At 63.4% G+C, this 22,587-nt stretch carries 21 protein-coding genes; 9 read left to right on the forward strand and 12 right to left on the reverse strand.

Annotation, left to right across the window (positions count from 1 at the left end; genetic code table 11):
• Positions 1-210: 210 nt before the first annotated feature.
• Both O7A05_RS32295 and O7A05_RS32300 read right to left on the reverse strand, forming a co-directional pair.
• Positions 211-1,128, reverse strand: a complete 918-nt coding sequence (locus tag O7A05_RS32295) for a pseudouridine-5'-phosphate glycosidase (RefSeq protein ID WP_337097388.1) — start codon at positions 1,126-1,128, stop codon at positions 211-213.
• A gap of 39 nt (positions 1,129-1,167) precedes the next feature.
• Positions 1,168-2,106 carry a carbohydrate kinase family protein gene (locus O7A05_RS32300; protein ID WP_337097389.1) on the reverse strand — a complete coding sequence of 313 codons (939 nt, stop codon included), beginning with the start codon at positions 2,104-2,106 and terminating at the stop codon, positions 1,168-1,170.
• A 384-nt stretch (positions 2,107-2,490) separates the two neighbouring features.
• On the opposite strand from O7A05_RS32300, the gene recA reads away from it, so the two are divergent.
• Together recA and alaS are read left to right on the forward strand one after the other, a co-directional pair.
• Positions 2,491-3,588 (forward strand): recombinase RecA, encoded by a 1,098-nt coding sequence (recA, locus tag O7A05_RS32305; protein WP_224512150.1) that lies wholly within the window; start codon positions 2,491-2,493, stop codon positions 3,586-3,588.
• A 431-nt stretch (positions 3,589-4,019) separates the two neighbouring features.
• Positions 4,020-6,689, forward strand: coding sequence for an alanine--tRNA ligase (gene alaS, locus O7A05_RS32310; protein ID WP_337097390.1), 2,670 nt, complete (start codon positions 4,020-4,022; stop codon positions 6,687-6,689).
• 277 nt (positions 6,690-6,966) lie between these two features.
• On the opposite strand, the gene O7A05_RS32315 is transcribed toward alaS, so the two are convergent.
• The 3 genes from O7A05_RS32315 to O7A05_RS32325 are packed head-to-tail and all read right to left on the reverse strand — an operon-like array spanning position 6,967 to position 9,581.
• Positions 6,967-7,593 carry a glutathione S-transferase family protein gene (locus O7A05_RS32315; protein ID WP_337097391.1) on the reverse strand — a complete coding sequence of 209 codons (627 nt, stop codon included), beginning with the start codon at positions 7,591-7,593 and terminating at the stop codon, positions 6,967-6,969.
• A 35-nt stretch (positions 7,594-7,628) separates the two neighbouring features.
• Positions 7,629-8,363 carry a hypothetical protein gene (locus tag O7A05_RS32320; RefSeq protein ID WP_337097393.1) on the reverse strand — a complete coding sequence of 245 codons (735 nt, stop codon included), beginning with the start codon at positions 8,361-8,363 and terminating at the stop codon, positions 7,629-7,631.
• Between the two features lie 6 nt (positions 8,364-8,369).
• Positions 8,370-9,581 carry an NADP-dependent isocitrate dehydrogenase gene (locus O7A05_RS32325; protein ID WP_224512142.1) on the reverse strand — a complete coding sequence of 404 codons (1,212 nt, stop codon included), beginning with the start codon at positions 9,579-9,581 and terminating at the stop codon, positions 8,370-8,372.
• Positions 9,582-9,789: 208 nt separating this feature from the next.
• Here O7A05_RS32325 and O7A05_RS32330 point away from each other — a divergent pair, with 208 nt between their 5' ends.
• The 3 genes from O7A05_RS32330 (at position 9,790) to murI (ending at position 12,359) form a co-directional block, all read left to right on the forward strand.
• Positions 9,790-10,638, forward strand: a complete 849-nt coding sequence (locus O7A05_RS32330; protein WP_337097394.1) for an RNA methyltransferase — start codon at positions 9,790-9,792, stop codon at positions 10,636-10,638.
• 80 nt (positions 10,639-10,718) lie between these two features.
• The gene (locus tag O7A05_RS32335) at positions 10,719-11,324 is read left to right on the forward strand and encodes a hypothetical protein (RefSeq protein ID WP_337097396.1); all 606 of its coding nucleotides are present in this window, start codon (positions 10,719-10,721) and stop codon (positions 11,322-11,324) included.
• A gap of 234 nt (positions 11,325-11,558) precedes the next feature.
• Positions 11,559-12,359: a glutamate racemase gene (murI, locus tag O7A05_RS32340; RefSeq protein ID WP_337097398.1), complete on the forward strand. Its 801-nt coding sequence runs from the start codon at positions 11,559-11,561 to the stop codon at positions 12,357-12,359.
• A gap of 25 nt (positions 12,360-12,384) precedes the next feature.
• On the opposite strand, the gene O7A05_RS32345 is transcribed toward murI, so the two are convergent.
• The gene (locus tag O7A05_RS32345) at positions 12,385-13,767 is read right to left on the reverse strand and encodes an RNB domain-containing ribonuclease (protein ID WP_337097400.1); all 1,383 of its coding nucleotides are present in this window, start codon (positions 13,765-13,767) and stop codon (positions 12,385-12,387) included.
• A 144-nt stretch (positions 13,768-13,911) separates the two neighbouring features.
• Between O7A05_RS32345 and O7A05_RS32350 the strand changes: the two genes are divergently transcribed.
• The gene (locus tag O7A05_RS32350; protein ID WP_095765193.1) at positions 13,912-14,094 is read left to right on the forward strand and encodes a DUF3008 family protein; all 183 of its coding nucleotides are present in this window, start codon (positions 13,912-13,914) and stop codon (positions 14,092-14,094) included.
• A gap of 63 nt (positions 14,095-14,157) precedes the next feature.
• Here O7A05_RS32350 and O7A05_RS32355 read toward each other — a convergent pair whose 3' ends face one another.
• The gene (locus O7A05_RS32355; RefSeq protein ID WP_337097402.1) at positions 14,158-14,361 is read right to left on the reverse strand and encodes a hypothetical protein; all 204 of its coding nucleotides are present in this window, start codon (positions 14,359-14,361) and stop codon (positions 14,158-14,160) included.
• Positions 14,362-14,728: 367 nt separating this feature from the next.
• Between O7A05_RS32355 and rpsD the strand changes: the two genes are divergently transcribed.
• The 3 genes from rpsD (at position 14,729) to O7A05_RS32370 (ending at position 17,214) form a co-directional block, all read left to right on the forward strand.
• Positions 14,729-15,346 (forward strand): 30S ribosomal protein S4, encoded by a 618-nt coding sequence (rpsD, locus tag O7A05_RS32360; RefSeq protein ID WP_140627561.1) that lies wholly within the window; start codon positions 14,729-14,731, stop codon positions 15,344-15,346.
• A 166-nt stretch (positions 15,347-15,512) separates the two neighbouring features.
• Positions 15,513-16,397, forward strand: a complete 885-nt coding sequence (gene ttcA / locus O7A05_RS32365; protein ID WP_337097412.1) for a tRNA 2-thiocytidine(32) synthetase TtcA — start codon at positions 15,513-15,515, stop codon at positions 16,395-16,397.
• Positions 16,387-17,214 carry an inositol monophosphatase family protein gene (locus O7A05_RS32370; protein ID WP_337097404.1) on the forward strand — a complete coding sequence of 276 codons (828 nt, stop codon included), beginning with the start codon at positions 16,387-16,389 and terminating at the stop codon, positions 17,212-17,214. The genes ttcA and O7A05_RS32370 overlap by 11 nt, the downstream gene beginning before the upstream one ends.
• A gap of 51 nt (positions 17,215-17,265) precedes the next feature.
• Here O7A05_RS32370 and O7A05_RS32375 read toward each other — a convergent pair whose 3' ends face one another.
• From O7A05_RS32375 to purL, 5 genes are all read right to left on the reverse strand, one after another.
• Complete coding sequence (locus tag O7A05_RS32375) at positions 17,266-18,489, reverse strand: multidrug effflux MFS transporter (RefSeq protein ID WP_415927088.1); 1,224 nt, start codon at positions 18,487-18,489, stop codon at positions 17,266-17,268.
• 188 nt (positions 18,490-18,677) lie between these two features.
• Complete coding sequence (gene grxD / locus O7A05_RS32380) at positions 18,678-19,013, reverse strand: Grx4 family monothiol glutaredoxin (protein WP_040981263.1); 336 nt, start codon at positions 19,011-19,013, stop codon at positions 18,678-18,680.
• Between the two features lie 152 nt (positions 19,014-19,165).
• Positions 19,166-19,399, reverse strand: coding sequence for a BolA/IbaG family iron-sulfur metabolism protein (locus tag O7A05_RS32385; protein WP_040995401.1), 234 nt, complete (start codon positions 19,397-19,399; stop codon positions 19,166-19,168).
• Between the two features lie 97 nt (positions 19,400-19,496).
• The gene (locus O7A05_RS32390; RefSeq protein ID WP_337097409.1) at positions 19,497-20,024 is read right to left on the reverse strand and encodes a hypothetical protein; all 528 of its coding nucleotides are present in this window, start codon (positions 20,022-20,024) and stop codon (positions 19,497-19,499) included.
• A gap of 90 nt (positions 20,025-20,114) precedes the next feature.
• Positions 20,115-22,346: a phosphoribosylformylglycinamidine synthase subunit PurL gene (gene purL / locus O7A05_RS32395; protein WP_337097411.1), complete on the reverse strand. Its 2,232-nt coding sequence runs from the start codon at positions 22,344-22,346 to the stop codon at positions 20,115-20,117.
• Positions 22,347-22,587: the final 241 nt, after the last annotated feature.

Below are 22,587 nucleotides of genomic sequence, written 5' to 3' on the forward strand. Positions count from 1 at the left end.
GCGTCCAGCATCCGGCCTGAGGCCACACCGCCACCCTCAATTCCACCCCAAAGCCAAAACGGAGCGAGACCTCGCGACCAAATCGCTCCGCGAGCCTGTCCTCGCTAACTGCGCAACAGGCCCCTTGCGGGAGAGATGGCCGGCAGGCCAGAGGGGGGTGTGACGGAACGCGGCGTTCGCTATCGCTGCCGGTAGCTGATCCTTCCGCACCTACAGCGCCTTGGCAATCTCCGCCGCCAGCCGCGCATTGTTCTCGACCAGCGCGATGTTGGTCTTGAGGCTGCGGCCGCCAGTCAGCTCCAGGATTTTCGACAAAAGGAACGGCGTCACCGCCTTGCCGGTGACGTTCTGCGCTTGGGCCGCTTTCTGCGCCGCCTGGATGTAACCGTCCATCTCAGCGGCCGGTATCTCGTCATTCCGCGGCACCGGATTGGCGACCAGAATGCCGCCACCCAGACCCAGCGCTTGGCGCGTGCGGTAGAAATGCGCGATGTCTTCCGGCGCATTGAGCGTCAACGGGGCGCGGAAAGGCGACTGCCTCGACCAGAAGGCCGGCATCGTCTCGCAGCCATGGCCGATAACCGGGACGCCGCGCGTTTCCAGCACTTCCAGCGTCTTTTCGATATCGAGGATCGCCTTGGCGCCGGCCGAGACGACGATGACCGGCGTGCGCGCCAGTTCGTCGAGGTCGGCAGAGATGTCGAAGCTTTTTTCCGCGCCCTTGTGGACGCCGCCGATGCCGCCGGTGGCGAAGACTTTTATGCCGGCCATATGCGCTGCGATCATGGTGGCGGCAACCGTGGTGCCGCCGGTGCGCGTTTGAGCGACCGCGAAGCCGAGATCGGCGCGCGACAGCTTCATAGCATCGCCCGTCATGGCCAGCGATTCGCGCTCGCCGTCGGACAGGCCGATCTTGATGCGCCCGTCGACTACGGCGATCGTCGCCGGCACCGCGCCGTCGTCGATGATGATCTGCTCGACCTTGGCGGCCATCGCGCCATTGTCGGGATAGGGCATGCCGTGGGTGATGATGGTGCTTTCCAGCGCCACCACGGGCCGGCCGGCGGCAAGCGCTTCCGCCACGGGCGGGTGGATATCGACGAAGGGGCGGGCGGTTTCCGGCGTCATGGCTGTCTCTGATAAGGAGGAAGTAGATGGTGGGTGGCCCTATGCCACCTCCCGCGCCTCCGGCACAAGGGCAAGCGCCTGCGTGAAATTGGCGATCGTGAAGGACGGCACGGCCTCTAGGCTCTCTATGGCGAGCATTGCCGCCGCAACGCCTTCGCGCAGCGCGGCGCGCAGCGGCAGGCCGCGCAGCAGGGCAGCGACCGTCGCGCCGGTCAGGGCGTCGCCGGCGCCGGTCACGTCGGCGACCCGGCGGGGCGCGGGCGGGTCGATTTCAAAGATGCCTGTGTCGTCGAAGCCTAGCACCGGGGCGCTGCCCGCCGTAACCACACCGGCATTCAGGCCAACCCGCCTGAGCGCGTCGACAAGGGGCTTGCCTGAGACTTCGGCGCCGACCAGGGCGGCGGCTTCGCGGCGGTTCATGAAGAGCAGCGACAGATCGTCGAGCAGCGGCGCCAGGCGGACGACCTTGGCCGGCGAGACGGCAATGGCGAAGACTGGCCGGCCGCCCGCCAGCGCCACCAGGCGCTCCAGCGCCGCCGTGGGCAGGTTGGCATCGCACAGGATCGCGTCGGCGGCTTCGATCGCCTCGCGCACCTTGGAACGCCTTATCTGCTTGGGGAAGGCCAAGTCATAGAGCGCCATGTCGGCCAGCCCGACGATCAGCTCACCCTCGGCGTCGATCAGCGCCGTGTAGCTCGGCGTCGTGCGGTCGAGGAACACGACCGAGAGGTCCGTTATCCCGGCGCTGTCGATCGCCGAGGCAACCGTGTCCGCCGCCGCGTCGCCGCCGCGCACGGATATCAGCGAGGCCGACACGCCGCGCTTCACCACGCTGCGCAGCGCGTTGAAAACGACGCCGCCGACGTCCTCGCGCATCATGCCGGGATTGGAGGCAGCGGGCACATAAATGCCCGAGACCTGGCCGCGCCGGTCGATATGGGCGCCGCCCAGCGCCAGGATAGTTGGGTATGTCGGCATTTCGGGTCGCAGACTTTCGTTGATTGTGCGGCTGCGCACACTAGAGCGGTTCGGCGTTTCACGGAATCGCTGAACCGCTCTAAATCTTTCCTCTTGCGCAATTCCGGACGGAAAACCGCTACGCACTTTTCCTGGAATTGCTCTAGGTTTCCCCAGGTCGCCCTGCAGTCGGGGTTGCGACTCGGGATGGCCGGATATCGAAATCTCTTCTGGACCAGGGGTTGTGCTCCGCACCAGCTCTGGTGAGACAAAAATAGAACAAATCCAGATAGTGTTTGTTTTTCAGATATTTGTTGCCCCTTGCCATATGAGAACGAAAAAGGTACAAAAGAGCAGGGATCACGGATTGTCCGGCCTTCATTGACGACCAAGGGGTGATGTATCATGGCTCAGAATACTTTGCGGCTTGTAGAGGATAAGGCAGTGGACAAATCAAAGGCTCTGGATGCGGCGCTGTCGCAAATCGAGCGCGCTTTCGGCAAGGGCTCGATCATGCGGCTCGGCGCCAACGAGCAGGTGGTCGAGATCGAAACCGTGCCGACCGGGTCGCTCGGGCTCGACATCGCGCTCGGCGTCGGCGGCCTGCCGCGCGGCCGCATCATCGAAATCTACGGGCCGGAAAGCTCGGGCAAGACGACGCTGGCGCTGCACACCGTGGCGGAAGCCCAGAAGAAGGGCGGCATCTGCGCCTTCGTCGATGCCGAGCACGCGCTCGATCCGGTCTATGCCCGCAAGCTCGGCGTCGACCTGGAAAACCTCCTGATCTCGCAGCCCGATACAGGCGAGCAGGCGCTGGAAATCTGCGACACGCTGGTGCGTTCGGGCGCGATCGATGTTCTGGTCGTCGACTCCGTTGCGGCGCTGACGCCGCGCGCAGAAATCGAAGGCGAGATGGGCGATGCGCTGCCCGGTCTCCAGGCTCGTTTGATGAGCCAGGCGCTGCGCAAGCTGACCGCCTCGATCTCGCGCTCCAACACCATGGTCATCTTCATCAACCAGATCCGCATGAAGATCGGCGTCATGTTCGGCTCGCCCGAGACGACCACGGGCGGCAACGCGCTGAAATTCTACGCCTCGGTGCGCCTCGACATCCGCCGCATCGGCTCGGTCAAGGACCGCGACGAGGTCGTCGGCAACCAGACCCGCGTCAAGGTGGTCAAGAACAAGCTGGCCCCGCCCTTCAAGGTGGTGGAGTTCGACATCATGTACGGCGAGGGCGTGTCCAAGACCGGCGAGCTCGTCGATCTCGGGGTCAAGGCGGGCGTGGTCGAGAAGTCGGGCGCCTGGTTCTCCTATAATTCGCAACGTCTCGGCCAGGGTCGCGAGAACGCCAAGCTGTTCCTGCGCGACAATCCTGACACGGCGCGCGAGATCGAGATGGCGCTCAGGCAGAATGCCGGGCTGATCGCCGAGAAATTCCTCGAGAATGGCGGCTCCGAAGGCGGGGACGACGGTTTCGAGGACGAAGCCGGCGCCATATAGGGCCGGTTCGTCCAGGAAAGCCGCGCGGCGGTTTCCTGTTCGGGATTGAGCGAAAGCAATTCGTCGGCTCAGCCGGAGTTCGGCCATAATTCTGGTTTATCGGTTTGTGCTTATGTAATCGAGTTCTTGAGTACTGCGTACCCGAACCGCCGGCCTTCGCGCCGGCGGTTTTGCGTTTTGCGGGCGGTGCTGAGCCGCCGCCCCTGTGAAGATTGCGTCGCGCTGGGAACGGGTCCCGGCGACGCGCTTTAGGTCTTCATTTTGATACATGTCGTTGTCCCAGAACCGCTGCGCACTTCTGGGCGACATGCATTGATTCCGTGTTTCTGGACAGGGTGAGGAGCTATCGCTAAAAGGCCCATCTATCTTCTGAAACAAAAGCCCATCAGCCGCCGGCAACGCCGGCGGTTCTCGCGAAAAGGCAGTACGCAATGAGTGGCGTGAACGATATCCGGTCGGCATTCCTCGACTACTTCCGCAAGGAGGGCCACGAGATCGTCGCCTCCAGCCCACTGGTGCCGCGCAATGATCCGACGCTGATGTTCACCAACGCCGGCATGGTGCAGTTCAAGAACGTCTTCACCGGTCTGGAGAAGCGTCCCTATTCGCGCGCCGCGACCGCGCAGAAGAGCGTGCGCGCCGGCGGCAAGCACAACGACCTCGACAATGTCGGCTACACCGCGCGCCATCTCACCTTCTTCGAGATGCTCGGCAATTTTTCGTTCGGCGACTATTTCAAGGAGCGCGCGATCGAGCTTGCTTGGAACCTGATCACCAAGGAATTCGGTCTGCCGAAAGACAAGCTCTTGGTCACCGTCTATCACACCGATGACGAGGCGGCGGGCCACTGGAAGAAGATCGCCGGCTTCTCGGATGACCGTATCATTCGCATTGCGACCTCCGACAATTTCTGGGCGATGGGCGACACCGGTCCCTGCGGGCCGTGCTCGGAAATCTTCATCGACCGCGGCGAGCATATCTGGGGCGGCCCGCCCGGCAGCCCGGAAGAGGACGGCGACCGGTTCCTGGAATTCTGGAACTTGGTGTTCATGCAGTATGAGCAGGTGACGAAGGAAGAGCGCATCGACCTGCCGCGCCCCTCGATCGACACCGGCATGGGCCTGGAGCGCATGGCCTCCATCCTGCAAGGGGTCGAGAGCGTCTTCGAGACCGACCTTTTCAAGCATCTGATCGATGTGGCGTCCTCGGCGCTCGGTCAGGGTCCGAACCAGGAGAACGTGGCGTCCTACCGGGTGATCGCCGATCACCTGCGCTCGTGCTCGTTCCTGGTCGCCGACGGCGTGCTGCCGTCCAACGAAGGCCGCGGCTATGTGCTGCGCCGCATCATGCGCCGTGCCATGCGCCATGCGCAGCTGCTTGGCGCCAAGGATCCGCTGATGTGGCAGCTGGTGCCGGCCCTGGTGCGCGAGATGGGCCAGGCCTATCCCGATCTGGTGCGCGGCGAGGCGCTGATCACCGAGACGCTGAAACTCGAGGAAACACGCTTCCGCAAGACGCTGGTGCGCGGCCTCGGCCTGCTTTCGGACGCAACCGAGACGCTCAAAGCCGGCGACATGCTGGACGGCGAGACGGCCTTCAAGCTCTACGATACCTACGGCTTTCCGCTCGATCTGACGCAGGATGCGCTGCGCCAGCGCAGCATCTCGGTCGATATCGCCGGCTTCACCGACGCGATGGAGCGGCAGAAGGCCGAGGCGCGCGCGCATTGGGCGGGCTCGGGCGAGGCCGCGACCGAAACCGTCTGGTTCTCCGTGCGTGAAAAGACGGGCGCGACCGAGTTCCTCGGCTATGAGACCGAGCAGGCCGAAGGCATCGTCCAGGCGCTGGTCAAGGACGGTAAAGCGATCGATAGCGCGTCCCGGGGCGACGCGGTCGCCGTGATCGTCAACCAGACGCCGTTCTATGGCGAATCCGGCGGCCAGATGGGCGACACCGGCGTGATCTCCGGCGAGGGCTTCTCGATCGAGGTTTCCGATACGCAGAAGAAGGCCGACGGCCTGTTCGTGCATCTGGGCAAGGTGGCCAAAGGCACGGTCAAGACGGGCGTGGCTGTCGAACTCAAGGTCGACCACGCCCGCCGCTCGAAGCTGCGCGCCAACCATTCCGCGACGCATCTCATCCACGAAGCGTTACGCGAGGTGCTGGGCACCCATGTCGCGCAGAAGGGCTCGCTGGTGGCGCCGGACCGGCTGCGCTTCGACATCTCGCACAACAAGCCGATCTCGGCGGACGAGCTCGAAGAAGTCGAGCGCATGGCCAACGAGATCGTCGTCCAGAACAGCCCGGTGACGACGCGGCTGATGTCGGTCGACGACGCCATCGCCGAGGGGGCCATGGCGCTGTTCGGCGAGAAATATGGCGACGAGGTCCGCGTCGTGTCGATGGGCACCGGCCTGCATGGCGCCAAGGCCAATCGGCCTTATTCGGTCGAACTCTGCGGCGGCACGCATGTGAAATCGACCGGCGATATCGGCCTGGTGCGCATCCTGTCGGACAGCGCGGTGGCGGCCGGCGTGCGCCGCATCGAGGCGCTGACCGGCGAGGCGGCGCGCAAGCATCTCGACGAGCAGGACAGGCGGCTGAAAGCCGCGGCGGCGACCCTGAAGATCTCGCCGGCCGATGTGCCGTCGCGCGTCGAGGCGCTGCTCGAAGAACGCAAGAAGCTCGAAAAGGAGCTTACCGAGGCGCGCAAGAAGCTGGCGCTGGGCAGCGGTTCGGCCGTTGCCGATGCCCCGGCCGCGAATGAGACGGTCGCAGGCGTCGGCTTCCTCGGCAAGGCGGTCAGCGGTGTGGCGCCGAAGGACCTGAAGCCGCTGGCGGATGCCGGCAAGAAGACTCTCGGCTCCGGCGTGGTCGTCTTTGTCGGCGCCGGCGAGGACAACAAGGCGAGCGTGGTCGTCGGCGTCACCGACGATTTGACCGGCCGCTTCAGCGCCGTCGATCTCGTGCGCGTCGCGTCCGCTGCGCTCGGCGGCCAGGGCGGCGGCGGGCGTCCCGACATGGCGCAGGCCGGTGGCCCCGACGCCTCCAGGGCCAATGATGCGATCGCAGCGGTGAAAGCGGCGCTGGAAGCGGCTTAAATGAGCGAGACCGGCCCAGTTCGAGCCGGCTCCAGTCTGCCAAAGGCGGCGCTGCCCCTCATCTGCCTGCCGGCATCTTCTCCCCGTTGAACGGGGAGAAGGGCGCTGTCACATAGGCTTTCGCCAATCACCAACGGGCAGGAAAAGCGCCGGCGTCGCGACCAGCTTCTTTCTCCCCGTTTACGGGGAGAAATGCCCGGCAGGGCAATGAGGGGCGGCGCCAGCGCCAATAATTATCATCTACGAGGCCATCGCACGCCGAGATGACGAACGCCAGTCAACCGACCTTCTCAGTCCGCGCAAAGCTCGGACGAGCGGCGATGCGCTGATACCAATCGCGCATACCCGCAAACCGCGCCAACAAATCGCGTCCTTCCGCGACCTTTACGAAATAAGCGATGATCGGTGCCGCGTGCAGGTCGGCCAGTGTCAGCTGGTCGCCTAGCAGCCAAGGCCCTTTTGCCTTCAGCGATGTCAAACCCTTGACCACCGTCTCAGCTTGGCGGAGCCCGCTGGCAATCAGCGCCTCATCCGGTGCCGCTTTCTCCAGCCGCTCCACCGCAACATCCCAGACCATGGCGTGATAGCCATAGGCGTCGAGCATGCCGGTGATCTGGCCCATCCTGGCGCGGCCACGCGCATCCGCCGGCTGTAGCGCTGGACTGTCGAAGGCTTCATCGACATAGCGCGTGATCGCACCGGTTTCGAACAGATGGAAACCGTCATGCTCGAAGGCCGGGATGCGGCCGAAAGGGTGGTGTTCCAGATACCAGGCCGGGATGCCTTCGGCGGCGAAGATGTCGAGGGGCACCAGCTCGTAGTTGACGCCTTTCTCCTCCAGCGCCATCCGCGCGATGCGGACATAAACGCTGTAGTCAGCGCCGTAGAGAACAGGCTTTGCCATCCGTCTTTCCTGCCTGGCCATGGACACAGTGGCAATCAGCCAGGCTCACTTTCAACCAAATCCCGTAGCCAGATGCGCAGCACGCCGGTGGCCTGAAAGCCGCAGGCCAGTGCTTCATCCAGCACACGATCGCGTTCATATCCGACCAGCGCGCGACTTCCCGCAAATGCGTTGGCAGCGGCTGCTGCGGCATCGCGGTAAATCGGACCGCTATCTGCGGCGAAGACATTTGACAGCCCGATCACCTGCTCCGACCTGTTGGCGATGCAACCGGCAGCGAAACCGTCGGCCGTTCGCCGGCCAAGGATAGCGATGGCATCGTCGTTCAAGATCGCCGCGGGAAAGACCCGGCCGCTGGACGGGCTTCCGACATCCGCCCAGGCGAATGCCCACATCTCCAAGCTTGAGGCATCCTCAACGCGTTCCCAGCCGGAAGGCACCACGATGGGGTGAGACAGATCCATCCACATCCAGCTTGCATCGAAGAGCTGCCGGAATCCGAGCGGCCGTAGGTCGAGACGGCAAAATCCATCCTTGACCGCAAAGCTATCCGCAAAGACTGACGTCAGCCTGGATATTTCCGCCAACTGAGCAGCCATTGCACTAGCATGCAGAGTGACAGCATTTGGATAGAAGGAGGGCGCTTGCTCGTCGCTCGACCAGAAGAACTCGTTCCTCCGGTCGCTCAATCCATTCGCCTTGAAAACCGCCCGACACAGATCGGCATTGTTGCCGGCGCAAAGGCGGGCCTTTTCGCCGGCACCGCCCATGGCTGATTACCCCATCGCCTTCTGCAAATTCTCGTCGATCTTGTCGAGGAAGCCGGTGGTCGAGAGCCACGGCTGGTCGGGGCCGATCAGCAGCGACAGGTCCTTGGTCATGAAACCGCTCTCGACGGTCTGGATGCAGACCTTTTCCAGCGTCTCGGCGAAGCGCTTGAGCTCGGCATTGTCGTCGAGCTTGGCGCGGTGGGCGAGGCCGCGCGTCCAGGCGAAGATCGAGGCGATCGAATTGGTCGAGGTTTCCTCGCCCTTCTGATGCTGGCGGTAGTGGCGGGTCACGGTACCGTGCGCGGCCTCCGCTTCCACCGTCTTGCCGTCCGGTGTCATCAGCACCGAGGTCATCAGGCCGAGCGAGCCGAAGCCTTGCGCGACAGTGTCGGACTGCACATCGCCGTCATAGTTCTTGCAGGCCCAGACATAGCCGCCCGACCATTTCAGGCTGGAGGCGACCATGTCGTCGATCAGGCGGTGCTCGTACCAGAGTTTCCTTGCCTTGAACTCGGCCTCGAACTCCTTCTCGTAGACCTCTTGGAAGATATCCTTGAAGCGGCCGTCATAGGCCTTGAGGATGGTGTTCTTGGTCGACAGATAAACCGGGAAATTGCGCAGCAGGCCGTAGTTCAGCGAGGCGCGGGCGAATTCGCGGATCGACTCGTCGAGATTGTACATGGCCATGGCCACGCCGGCGCCCGGCGCGTCATAGACGTCGTGCTCAATCACCTGGCCGTCTTCGCCGACGAACTTGATCGTCAGCTTGCCCTTGCCGGGGAAACGGAAGTCGGTGGCGCGGTACTGGTCGCCGAAGGCATGACGACCGACGACGATCGGCTTGGTCCAGCCCGGCACCAGGCGCGGCACGTTCTTCATGATGATCGGCTCGCGAAAGATCGTGCCGCCGAGGATGTTGCGGATGGTGCCGTTGGGCGACTTCCACATCTTCTTCAGCTTGAATTCCTCGACGCGCGCCTCGTCGGGGGTGATCGTCGCGCATTTCACGCCGACGCCCCATTTCTTGATGGCGTTGGCCGAATCGACCGTCACCTGGTCGTTGGTGGCGTCGCGGTGCTCGATGCCGAGGTCGTAATATTCAAGCTTCAGGTCGAGATAGGGGTGGATCAGCTTGTCCTTGATGAACTGCCAGATGATGCGGGTCATCTCGTCGCCGTCGAGTTCGACGACCGGGTTCGCCACCTTGATCTTCGCCATGGAAAGAATGCCTCGTTGCTGGGGGATCTGGACGGCCTTGCCCGCATGGTTTCGGCCGGGGATGCGGAGCGTATATCAAAGGCTTTTTCAGCGCGCAAACCGCGATCCGCGCCGGGGCGGACGGGCGCCGCTGTTGTGAATGCTTCATTTTCCGGTCCGGATGTGGCAGGGGACGCCGAAACGCCGCAAACCCCGGTTACCAATAGCCATGCCAGCCACAGAAGACACAACCAAGACCGCTTCCGCCGGACCGGCGATCATCCTGGTCGAGCCGCAGCTCGGCGAGAATATCGGCATGGTGGCGCGGGCCATGGCGAATTTCGGCCTGTCGGAATTGCGCCTTGTCAATCCGCGCGACGGCTGGCCGAGCGAGAAGGCGCGCGCGGCAGCCAGCCGCGCCGACCATGTCATCGACGCCACCAAGGTTTTCGACGATCTGGCCTCTGCAGTCGCCGACCTGAACTTCGTCTTCGCCACGACTGCGCGCGAGCGCGACGGCTTCAAGCCGGTGCGCGGGCCTGTGGAGGCGGGCAGGGCGCTCAGGGCACGCGTCGAGGCGGGCCAGCGCACCGGCATCCTGTTCGGGCGCGAGCGCTTTGGCCTCTATAATGACGAGGTCGGGCTCGCCGACGAGATCGTCACCTTCCCGGTCGACCCCGGCTTCTCCTCGCTCAACATCGCTCAGGCGGTGCTTTTGATGTCCTATGAATGGATGAAGTCCGGCCTCGCCGACGAGACCCAGACCAATTTCTCCGGGCCGGAGCTGGTGCCGGCGACCAAAGAGCAACTGCACAGCCTGTTCGCCTATCTTGAGAACGCGCTGGAAGCGCGCGGTTATTTCCGCCCCGAGGAAAAGAAACCGAAGATGGTCGACAATCTGCGCGCCGTGCTTACGCGCGCGGGGTTCGCCGAACCGGAGCTCAAGGTTCTGCGCGGCATCATCTCCTCGCTCGACCGGTTCTCGCCGGCCATGCCGCGCGGCGACGGCTCGCCCGGCGACGATCCAAGACGGTTGCCGGCCGGCGCGCGCAGTCGCGCCAAAGAAGAAGAAAGTTAAAATCGATAAGCTGTGAGCATTTGAAGTAACCGAATTTATTCGGTTATACGTCATCCTTGCTGCAATAGTGGGGGTGGCACATGTTTACGTCCAATATTGGTCGACTGCGCTTTTTCCTTTATTCTCTCGGTCTTGCCGTCGCCGAAACCGTGGTGATCGTTGTCTGCATTGTCAGCACCATCGGTTTCGAAGGGCTGATCAATTCGGGGGCTGGTCCGGCGCGCCAGGGCATGGCGGGCGCCGTCCTCGTCGCCTCGCTCATCTTTGTCGCGCTGCGCGGCAATATCGCCTCGCGCCGCACCCGCGACGCCAACGGGCGTCGCTGGATCCTGTGGGCCTACATCGTCCTTTCCGCCGTCTACGCCCTTTTGCAGGCAGGCGTGCTGCTGGTCGTCAAATTCGACGATCCCGAGAGCATTCCCGGCGGGCTGAACCTGCTTGCACTTTCGATATTCGGCCTCTGGTGCACGATCCTGTGGGCGAAACCCGTCGCCGGCAGCAACATCGACGAACTGACCGATGTTTTCGACTTCGATGGTCCGCTTCCGGCATCGACACGCACTGCGCGCACCGCTGTGCCGGCCGCTCCACGCGCCGCGGTTGCCGCTTCAGCCGCTCGCATTCCGCCCGCGCCGCAGCCCTTCGGCAGGCCGCGCCCCGCCGGCTTCGGCAAGCGCGGGATATGAGTGAGTCTTAGAGATAGAGCATGATGTCGTCCGAAAACCGGTTCACGCTTTTCGGCATCATGCTCTAGCGACTGCGCAAAAGCTGCTCGCATTCGCCTCTTCAAGACCAAGATCATTCGCGATAGAAGCGCGGTCGATCCAATCACGGATCGGATGCTTCTCTTTGTTTTGACGCAACTCCGGACGGAAAACCCTTTCACACTTTTCCTGGAATTGCTCTGTGGCCGGATGACAATGAGCGATCGATCAAGCCAGCGCCCGATCCTGATGTTCGATTCCGGCGTTGGCGGGTTGACAGTGCTGCGCGAGGCGCGCGTGCTGATGCCTGACCGGCGCTTCGTCTATGTCGCCGACGACGCGGCTTTTCCTTATGGCGCCTGGGAAGAGTCGGCGCTCAAGGAACACATTCTTGCACTGTTCGGCAAATTGCTCGACCGCCTCCAGCCGGCGATTTCGGTCATTGCCTGCAACACAGCTTCGACGCTGGTGATCGAGGCGCTGCGCGAGACATTCCCCGGCCATCCGTTTGTGGGCACCGTTCCGGCAATCAAGCCGGCGGCCGAACGCACCCGCTCCGGCCTGGTGTCGGTGCTGGCGACGCCCGGCACGGTGAAGCGCCAGTACACGCGCGACCTGATCAGCAAATGGGCGCAGAAATGCCATGTGCGCCTGGTCGGCAGCGACAGGCTGGCGGGGCTGGCCGAAATCTATATGCGCCAGGGTTTCGTCGACGAGGAAGCCGTGCGTGCCGAAATCGCGCCCTGTTTCATCGAGCGCGAGGCCAATCGCACCGACATCGTCGTGCTTGCCTGCACGCATTACCCGTTTCTCGCCAACCGCATGCGCAAGACCGCGCCCTGGCCGGTCGACTGGATTGATCCCGCCGAGGCGATCGCGCGGCGCGCCATGTCGCTGCTTGATCCTGTCGGAGAAACATCCGGCGAGAGCGAGCCCGATCTTGCCGTCTTCACCTCGGGCAAGGTGGATTTTGCCACGAGGCGGCTCATCCAGGGCTTTGGACTGACCGCGCGCTAAGCTCACGTATCTTAAGTACAGCCGCTTAAACAGGCTCGAAGACAATGCTGCGCTGATCCGGGTTGGCGGAGATCAGCTTCAGGTTGAGATTGTCGCCCTGTCTGAGGCCCGTGGCCTTCACGTTGGCGACGATAGGCATGTCGGCAAGCTGCACGCGCACGCCATGGTCGACGAAGTCGGTGACGACGGCCTTGAACGTATCACCCTCATGTCCCTTGAGCATTACGGCCTCGGCAAGGTCGATGGCAGCGTGATTGATCTGCGAGGCGCGGGCATCCGCACGGCCCATCACCTTCGGCAATCTGGCGAAGGCATCGGTGACGGCCTGCGGCACGGGCTGGCCGTTGACGATCGCCAGCGCGCAGCGCACGACGTAACGGTCGGCCAGCCGCCTGAGCGGCGCGGTGGCATGCGCGTAGGTCGCGGCCATCGCTTCATGCCAGGGCACGACGCCCTCCTGATAAGGCTGGTAGGACGCACCGTTGCCCGCACGGCGGATTTCCAGCATCAGCGCTGCCTGTTTCGGATCGGCCGGATCGAGCGTGCGCTGATAGTCGCGCAGGCTGGTGGAGGCAGGCCAGGACAGGCCGAGCGCTAGTGCCGCGTTGCGCAGCCGTTGCACCTTGGAAGCATCCGGCCCCGACATCACCCGGAACAACCCGGTCTTGTGCGCCAGCATGGCATTGGCGATCGCCATATTGGCGGCCAGCGAAAGTGCTGCATTGTCCTGCTCGGATTGCAGCAGCGGCCTGAACGAAAGCCGGAACGTGCCGTCGGCGAGCCTTTGCACCTCCTGCTCTGGCGGATCGACGCGCGAAGCGCCGCGGCGATGTTCGTTAGCCGCCATGCGCCGCGCCAGTTCCGCGAAGCCGGCGGGAACATCGGAAGCTTTGACGCTGTCATAGGCGAGCTTGGCGCGGCTTTGGATGACGGCGCGCTCCGCGCCATCCAATTTCACCGCACCGTCTCCGGCAACCCGGATCGTGAAGATGACCGAAGGACGCGGTCCATCGGGCAACAGGCTCGCCGCAGCCTCGGCAAGCAGCGGCGGGTAGAGCCCGGCCTTGCCGTCCGGCAAATAAAGCGTCTCGCCCCGGTTCCAGGCTTCGAGACCCACCGCGTCGCCGTCCCCGGCGAACCAGGTCACATCGGCAATGGCGTAATGCAAGAGAAGATCGCCGCCGCTGGCCTCGATCGAGAAGGCCTGGTCGAGATCGGTCGAGCTCGCCGGATCGAGCGTGACGAAAGGCACCGCGGTGCGATCGGCATGTTGGTCGGGCACACGCTTGGCAGCCGCCTGCGCCGCAGCCACCACCTCCGGCGGGAATCCATCCGGCACGTGGAACTCGGTGCGGATTTTCGCGAGGCCGGTGGAGAGTGCCTGTGAGGGATCGGTCAGCGATTTCATGCCGCCGTCCTATACTGGCGTTCCGGACGCGGGAAGGCTTTTGCTGAAGATCGCCGACGCCGCAAGCTTACGAAGGACTTAGCCGCTCGGGCCGGAACTGCTGTCGAAGCGCGGCGTTTCTCCCGCAGCAAGGGAGAAACCGCCATGCCCGCCAAATCGCAAGCCCAGCAAAAGGCCGCCGGCGCAGCGCTTTCCGCCAAGCGCGGCGAGACGAAGAAGAGCGAACTCAAAGGCGCTTCGCGCGAAATGTATGAATCGATGAGCGAGAAGCAGCTCGAGGAGTTCGCCGAGACCAAGCGCAAAAGTCTGCCCAGCAAGAAGTCGTAGATCGAATGAAAGGCCCGCGGCGTCGGCCGCGGGCCTCCGTTAACCCCTTTGGCGCAAGATGAGCTAGCGGCGCCACCAGCAGCGCTTGGTCTTGTAGCGGACGACGTGGCGATGGCCGTGGCGCCAGACTACTCTTTTCGTCACCACGACGCGGCATACCTGCCTGTGGCCGCTCCAATGCCTGGCCATGGCCGGTTCCGGCGTCATGACCGCCATAGATCCCGCCAATACAGTGGCTCCGGTCAGGGTAAGGAAGAACTTCTTCATGGGAATTCGGACTCCTCTGCTCCAGTCCCTTCATTAACATGGCAGAGCAGGGCGGCTCCTTGAAAGCACAAGCCGCTCTGCCGCCGACGGCCTTCGCCACAACCGGCACCGCACGCCACGCGGGAAATGTTATCGGGTTGCGACCCGCGCTGCCAGCCGCAAGCTTGACACCGGTTAAATCTCTGTTTAACAGGCCCACCAACACCGGGTGGCGACGCCCGGTGGTTTCTTTTGACGTGTCCCGTGGGTTTTCCGTCGCTTTGCGTGGGGAACCCTGTCAGGTCTCGAAAACGGAGGCCAGAGGAGGGCGCGTTTCCTTCGCCCGGAGCCATGGGGTTCCGGGTATATTGTTTTGAAAGGGAATGCGATGAGCAAGCGCGAATCCGCGAAATACAAGATCGACCGCCGTCTCGGCGAAAATATCTGGGGCCGCCCGAAGTCCCCGGTCAACAAGCGTGAATACGGCCCCGGCCAGCATGGCCAGCGCCGCAAGGGCAAGCTTTCCGACTTCGGCCTGCAGCTGCGCGCCAAGCAGAAGCTGAAGGGTCACTATGGCGACGTTTCGGAAAAGCAGTTCCGCAAGGTCTATGAAGAGGCCAACCGCCGCAAGGGCGACACCTCCGAGAACCTGATCGGCCTGCTCGAGTCGCGTCTCGACGCCGTCGTCTACCGCGCCAAGTTCGTGCCGACCATCTTCGCCGCCCGTCAGTTCGTCAACCACGGCCATGTCAACGTCAACGGCAAGCGCACGAACATCGGCTCGTATCGCTGCAAACCGGGCGACGTCATCGAGGTGCGCGAGAAGTCGAAGCAGCTCGTGATCGTGCTGGAATCGGTCGGTCTCGCCGAGCGCGACGTGCCGGACTACATCGAAGCCGACCACAACAAGATGACCGCGACCTTCGCTCGCGTTCCCGGCCTTTCGGACGTTCCGTTCGCCGTGCAGATGGAACCGAACCTGGTCGTCGAATTCTACTCGCGCTGATCGACATCGATCAGCCGCAGCTTCCAAGGCCGCCTCTCAAGGCGGCCTTTTTCTTTGGCGGTCAGGGCTATTCACTTTGGCCGCATTATGCGACGCCATGTGATTTCACTCGGCTGCAAAATGCTCTAAAGCCGAGCGCTGACAACGCGGAGCCGGCGCCATGAATATGCTGCCAGATCTCAAATCCCTCGAGGCGATCGACGACGAGACCTACGGTGGCTTCCACCCGCTGTTTCGTGAGGTGCCGTCCTCGGTCGAGTTCAACAAGCTGCGCAAGCGGCTGTTGAGGCTCACCCGCCAGGCGATCGAAGATTTCGCCATGGTGAAGCCGGGCGAACGCTGGCTGGTGGCGCTGTCGGGCGGCAATGATTCCTACGGCCTGCTGGCGCTTTTGCTCGACCTCAAATGGCGCGGCCTGCTGCCGGTCGATCTGCTCGCCTGCAATCTCGACCAGGGCCAGCCGAATTTCCCGAAGCACATCCTGCCCGATTATCTCAACGCCAACGGCATCGCCCACCGCATCGAATACCAGGACACCTATTCGGTGGTGACCGACAAGCTGCCCGAGGGCAGCACCTATTGCTCGCTCTGCTCGCGGCTACGGCGCGGCCATCTCTATCGGATCGCGCGCGAGGAGGGGTGTTCGGCGCTGGTGCTTGGCCATCACCGCGAGGACATACTCGAAACCTTCTTCATGAACCTGTTCCATGGCGGGCGTCTCGCCGCCATGCCGCCCAAGCTCCTCAATGATGAAGGCGACGTCATGGTGCTGCGGCCGCTTGCCTATAGTGCTGAGGCCGACCTCGAGAAATTCGCCAACGCGATGAAATTCCCGATCATCCCGTGCGACCTCTGCGGCAGCCAGGAAGGGCTGCAGCGCAACGCCATGAAGGCGATGCTCGACGACATCGAGAAGCGCATGCCGGGCCGCAAGGATACGATGATCCGCGCCATGACCAATGTAAGACCCTCGCATCTCCTGGACAGGAAGCTGTTCGACTTCGCGGGGCTCGGCACCAACCCAGGACAAGACGTTTCCGATGCGATTTGAAGATAATGCGATCGACTGGCTGGCCGAGCTTTTCGCCGACGCGGCGAACGCCGAAATCATGCCGCGCTTCCGCCGGCTGGGCGAGGGCGACGTCCGCCAGAAGACGTCCGCCGCCGACCTCGTCACCGAGGCGGACGTTAACGCCGAGAGGCTGATCACCGCCCGGCTCCGCGAGCGTTATCCGGACGCCATGGTGGTCGGCGAAGAAGCCTGCTCCGACAATCCGGCGCTGCTGTCGGGCCTTGGTGATGCCGCGCTTGCCTTCGTCATCGATCCGGTCGACGGCACTTTCAATTTCGCATCCGGCGTGCCGCTGTTCGGCGTCATGGCCGGCGTCGTCGTCAATGGCGAGACCGTCGCCGGGATTATCCACGATCCAGTCGGCAAGGACTGGCTGATCGGGACCAAGGGCGCGGGCAGCCATATCCGCCATGCGCATGGCGCGCTGGAGCAGGTTCGCGTCGCGGCGCCGGTGCCGATGTCGCAGATGACCGGCGCCGTTTCTTGGCAGTTTCTCCAAGAGCCTGAACGCTCGCGGCTTGCCCGCAACCAGACCAAGACGCTGTCGCAATTCGCCTATCGCTGCGCGGCGCATGAATACCGGCTTCTGGCCAGCGGCCACGCCCATTTCGTGCTCTACAACAAGCTGATGCCCTGGGATCATCTGGCGGGCGCGCTGATCCATCAGGAAGCCGGCGGCCATGTCGCGCGCGTCGACGGAAGCGCCTACCTGCCCTCGCATGTCGATGGCGGCCTGCTGGTCGCGCCGGACAAGCAAAGTTGGGACGAGTTGCGGCGCGAGCTCTGGGCCGAGTAGGGCCAAATCCTGCGCTTGGCCAGGGCCGGCAGCCCTGCCGGCCACAGCAATCTAGTGCAGATCGGTGACGTGCCCCGAAACGGGGGGATTGTGAGGCTGGAACATCCTGCCCCGCTCGGCGATCAGGATCATCAGCAGAGCCGCGACCGAGACGCTGCAGAAGCCGGCGGCCAAAGGGGTCACCGTGCCGTTGTAAGCCTGGCCGATCAACGCGCCGATGATGGCGCCGAGGAAGGTCTGCATGAAGCCCAGGATGGACGCGGCGGTGCCGGCGAGTTCGCCAAGCGGCTCCATGGCCAAGGCGTTGAAATTCGCGCCCAGTCCGCCGAACGGCAGCATCGCACCGGCAAAAAACGCGATGAACAGCCAGAGCGGCATTTTCATTTCGAGCGAGACCACCAGCCAGGCAAGGCTGATGCACAGGAAGATAAGCAGCGCGCCCTGCGACAGGCGGCGCATGCCGATCTGGCCGACCAGCCGCGAATTGAGATAGTTCGAGAAAGCAAGCACGCCGGCGACGCCGGCAAAGATCAGCGGGAACAACTCGCCGACATGGAAGATGTCGATATAGATCTGCTGTGCCGAACTGATGAAGCCGAACATGGCCGCGAAGATGAAGGTGCTGGCAAAGGCGTAGCAAAGCGTGAGGCGATTGGTGAGCACGATGCGGAAGCCGCCGGCGACGGAGCTTACCGTCAGCGGCCGGCGATATTCCGGATGCAGCGTCTCGGGCAGGCGCAACAGCGCCCACGCCGACACGACCAGCGCACCGACGGCCATGGTCACGAAAATCCAGTGCCAGCTGGCAAACAGCATGACGAACTGGCCGATGCCGGGCGCGACCACCGGAATTGCCATGAACACCATGAAGATCAGCGACATCACTTCGGCCATGCGCCGGCCTTCGAACGTGTCGCGTACGATCGAGACGGCGATGACGCGGGTCGCCGCCGCGCCGAAGCCTTGTATCAGGCGGCAGGTCAGCAACAGGGCGAAACTCGGCGCGACGGCGGCGGCAGCCGCGGCGGCAACATAGACGACCAGGCCGAAGACCAACGGCGCACGGCGCCCGAAGCGATCCGAAATGGGTCCGAAGAAAAGCTGTCCGCCGCCGAAGCCAAGCATATAGGCGGTGATCACATATTGGCGGTGGTTCTCGCTCTCGACGCCGAGCGAGGCGCCGATCTGCTGCAGCGCCGGCAGCATGATGTCGATGGCTAAGGAGTTGAGCGCCATGAGCGCCGCGCAGAGCGCAATGAATTCCCAGCGCGGAATGGGCAAGCTTGTTGCCGATTGCTGCGCTGCTGCCTGCTTGTCCACCGCGAAATCCGATTCTTCAAACGAACATGCGCCGGATTGCCGGCGCATCCATTCGTCTCGTTCTCAAATCCGAGAACTACAATGCCGAGGTGGGGGCGGCCCCGGAAGTTTGTGTCCGCCGGCTGGTCGCCGACGCAATCCGATCAGGCGGCGCCTTTGACGCTGACGCCCTTTTCGACGAGGAAGTCCTGCAACTCGCCGGCCTGGAACATTTCGCGCACGATGTCGCAACCGCCGACGAATTCACCCTTCACGTAGAGCTGCGGGATGGTCGGCCAGTTCGAATAATCCTTGATGCCCTGCCGCAATTCGGCCGAGTCGAGCACGTTGACGCCTTTGTAGTCGGCCCCGATGTAGTCGAGGATCTGCACCACCTGGCCGGAGAACCCGCATTGCGGGAAGCCGGGCGTGCCCTTCATGAAGAGCACGACGTCGTTGCTCTTCACTTCATTGTCGATGTAGTCGCTGATGCCGGTCATGGACAATCCTTTCACGCCTGTGGGAGTCAGGCTCGAAGCATGTCCTTCAAATAAACCCATAGGGTGGCTGAAACAAGACGTTGGCCGTGACGCTACTTGAATGGCGCAAGGGATAAGGCGACTTTGGGCCAAGGCCTGAGAGGCGGCAGCGCTCAGTCCGGCACGCTGGTCTGCAGCGCCAGAGCATGCAGCACGCCGCCCATCTTGCCCTTCAGCGCGTCATAGACCATCTGGTGCTGCTGGACACGGCTTTTGCCCCGGAAACTTTCTGCGACGACCTCGGCCGCGTAGTGGTCGCCGTCGCCGGCAAGGTCGCGGATCGTCACCTTGGCGTCCGGGATGCCTTCCTTGATCAGTTTTTCGATGTCGTGGGCATCCATTGCCATGGCAAAATCCTGTTTCAAGCACGCAGGCCGTATGTGACTTGGGTGAGCCTAAAGCCTTTCCAGTCCGGATTGAAGACGTTCCGTCGGGGGATGAAGGCTAGGAATTGTCCTGGCTCGCATGAACCACGCCGTCTTCCGTGATGTCATCGCGCGTCGAATAGGCGCGGCCGAGGCTGAAGACCAGCACGTAGAGCGGGATGTTGACCACCAGGCTGATGATGGGAAGATAGCTCGTCATCTGCCATGCGGTCGAGAAGAGGGCCTGACCGTAGCCGTCGCAGATCAAGGACGAGCCATAGTCCCAAACCGCCCCGATCACCGCGGCGATGGCGAAGAGCTTGATGCAGGTCGCGATGTGCCTTGCCCGCGCCGGCTCCGGAGAAAGCCGGTTCCAGAGCACCAGGCAGACGATCGGAACCGCGTAGATCAGGGTCTGCACGATGAGCATCGGCAGCGTGCCGTTGGCCGCCGCCAGGAACTCGGCGCGGGTTTCCAGCCGCGGACAGACCTCGCTCGAGGTCGTCGACAGCAGGAACAGGACGAACGGTGCGAGAAACCAGAAGAAGAACAGGGACGGCCAGAAGACGACTGCGACCAGCGCCCTGCCGGTTAAATCATGTCGCATAAAAAAGGATTTATGCGACATTTAAGTCCTTTGTCGTAAGCATGTCTTTTTCCCGAAACCGCTGCACACTTTCGGGAGACATGCTTCTGGTCAACTGGCCTGATCCATGAAGCGCGGGAACCAGCCCTCATGGGCGGTGGTCAATTCACTGACCGGGATCGGTCGTGCGTCACCCAGCTTCAATTCACGCCCGCCGGTGGTGCCGATCCAGGGCGCGAAGATGCCGAGCTTGCCCTGCTCCTCGCGGATACTGTCCCATTCGCCGCTTTGCGGGTCGATCGACAGCGTCAGCAGATAGCGGCCCTGGTCCTCGCCGAACCAGACCGGAATCGGGTCGGTGCCGGTGAGGCCGGGGATGGTGGCGCCGATGCCGGAGGCCATCGCCATTTCGGCCAGCGCTATCGCCAGGCCGCCGTCCGAGACGTCGTGCGCGGCGGTCACAATGCCGGAAGCAATCAGCGAGCGCACATGGTCGCCGACGCGCTTCTCATGCGCGAGATCGACCGGCGGCGGCGGTCCGTCGGCGCGGCCATGGATGTCGCGCAGATAGACGGACTGGCCGAGATGGCTTCCCCAACTCGGCGGCGCGCCGACCAGCACGATCATCTGGCCCTCGGCGGCGAAGCCGATGCGCGCCATCTTCGACCAGTCGGAGATGAGGCCGACGCCGCCGATGGTCGGCGTCGGCAGGATGCCGCGGCCATTGGTTTCGTTGTAGAGCGAGACATTGCCGGAGACGATCGGGAAGCCGAGCGCACGGCAGGCATCGCCGATACCTTTGATGGCGCCGACGAGCTGGCCCATGATCTCGGGCCGTTCGGGATTACCGAAATTGAGGTTGTCGGTGGCGGCGAGCGGCATGGCGCCGGTGGCGGTGAGGTTGCGCCAGCATTCGGCGACGGCCTGCTTGCCGCCTTCATAAGGATCGGCCTCGCAGTAGCGCGGCGTGACGTCGGAGGAGAAGGCGAGCGCCTTGGTCGGATGGCCTTCGACGCGCACCACGCCGGCATCGCCGCCTGGAAGCTGCAACGAATTGCCCTGGATCAGCGTGTCGTACTGCTCCCACACCCAACGGCGCGAAGAGAGGTCCGGTCCGCCCAGCATCTTGAGCAACGCGTCGGCGACATCGGCCTTCGGCGCGTCGTTTGCGGCAAGCGGCGCCGGCTTCTTCGCTTCGACCCAGGGGCGGTCATATTCCGGCGCCTGGTCCCCCAGGTCCTTGATCGGCAAATTGGCGACCTCGTCACCCTGATGGATGACGCGGAAGCGCAGATCATCGGTGGTCTTGCCGACGATGGCGAAGTCGAGCCCCCATTTGCGGAAGATCGCCTCGGCTTTCTCTTCCTTTTCCGGGCGCAGCACCATCAGCATGCGCTCCTGGCTTTCCGACAGCATCATCTCATAGGCGCTCATGCGCTCCTCGCGCACCGGCACCTTGTCGAGGTCGAGCTCGATGCCGAGGTCGCCCTTTGCGCCCATCTCGACCGCCGAGCAGGTGAGGCCGGCCGCACCCATGTCCTGGATGGCGATGACGGCGCCCGATGCCATCAGCTCGAGGCAGGCTTCCAGCAGGCATTTTTCGGTGAAGGGATCGCCGACCTGCACGGTCGGGCGCTTCTCCTCGATCTTATCGTCGAATTCGGCCGAAGCCATGGTGGCGCCGCCGACGCCGTCGCGCCCGGTCTTGGCGCCGAGATAGACGACCGGCAGGCCGACGCCCTTGGCCTGCGACAGGAAGATGGCGTTGGTCTTGGCAAGGCCCGCCGCGAAGGCGTTGACCAGGATGTTGCCGTTGTAGCGGGCATCGAAATTGACCTCGCCGCCGACGGTCGGCACGCCGAAGGAATTGCCGTAGCCGCCGACGCCCGAAACCACGCCCGCGACAAGGTGCCGGGTCTTGGGATGATCCGGCGCGCCGAAGCGCAGCGCGTTCATCGCCGCCACCGGCCGCGCGCCCATGGTGAAGACGTCGCGCAGGATGCCGCCGACGCCGGTCGCCGCGCCCTGATAAGGTTCGATGTAGGAGGGGTGGTTGTGGCTCTCCATCTTGAACACAACGCAGTCACCGTCGCCGATGTCGACCACGCCGGCATTCTCGCCGGGACCTTGGATGACCTGCGGACCGCTGGTCGGCAGCGTGCGCAGCCATTTCTTGGAGGACTTGTAGGAGCAGTGCTCGTTCCACATCGCCGAGAAGATGCCGAGCTCAGTGAAGCTTGGCTCGCGCCCGACCAGATCGAGGATGCGCTGGTATTCGTCGGGCTTCAGCCCGTGCGCGGCGACGAGCTCGGGAGTGATCGGCACGGAATTCGAAATGGTCATGAGCGGCGATTTTTGTCCATGGGAGAGGGGAGTTTCTTTGAGTCTCCTCTTATCGCAAGCTTTCGCGCGATACACCCCACCGGATGACGAAAAAGCCGGAAAACTGCCCCTGCCGGGCATAGGCGCTAAGATAGGGTATTGCGGCGCGGAATCGGTTGTGATTCTACGCTGGGGATGACACACGAATCGCTTGTTGATGATGGCTGGGCCGAGACAGTTAAGCTTCTCGGCGGCGAAGAGT

The organism is Mesorhizobium argentiipisi (SeqCode), from assembly GCF_037179585.1.
Classification (GTDB): Bacteria; Pseudomonadota; Alphaproteobacteria; order Rhizobiales; family Rhizobiaceae; genus Mesorhizobium; species Mesorhizobium argentiipisi.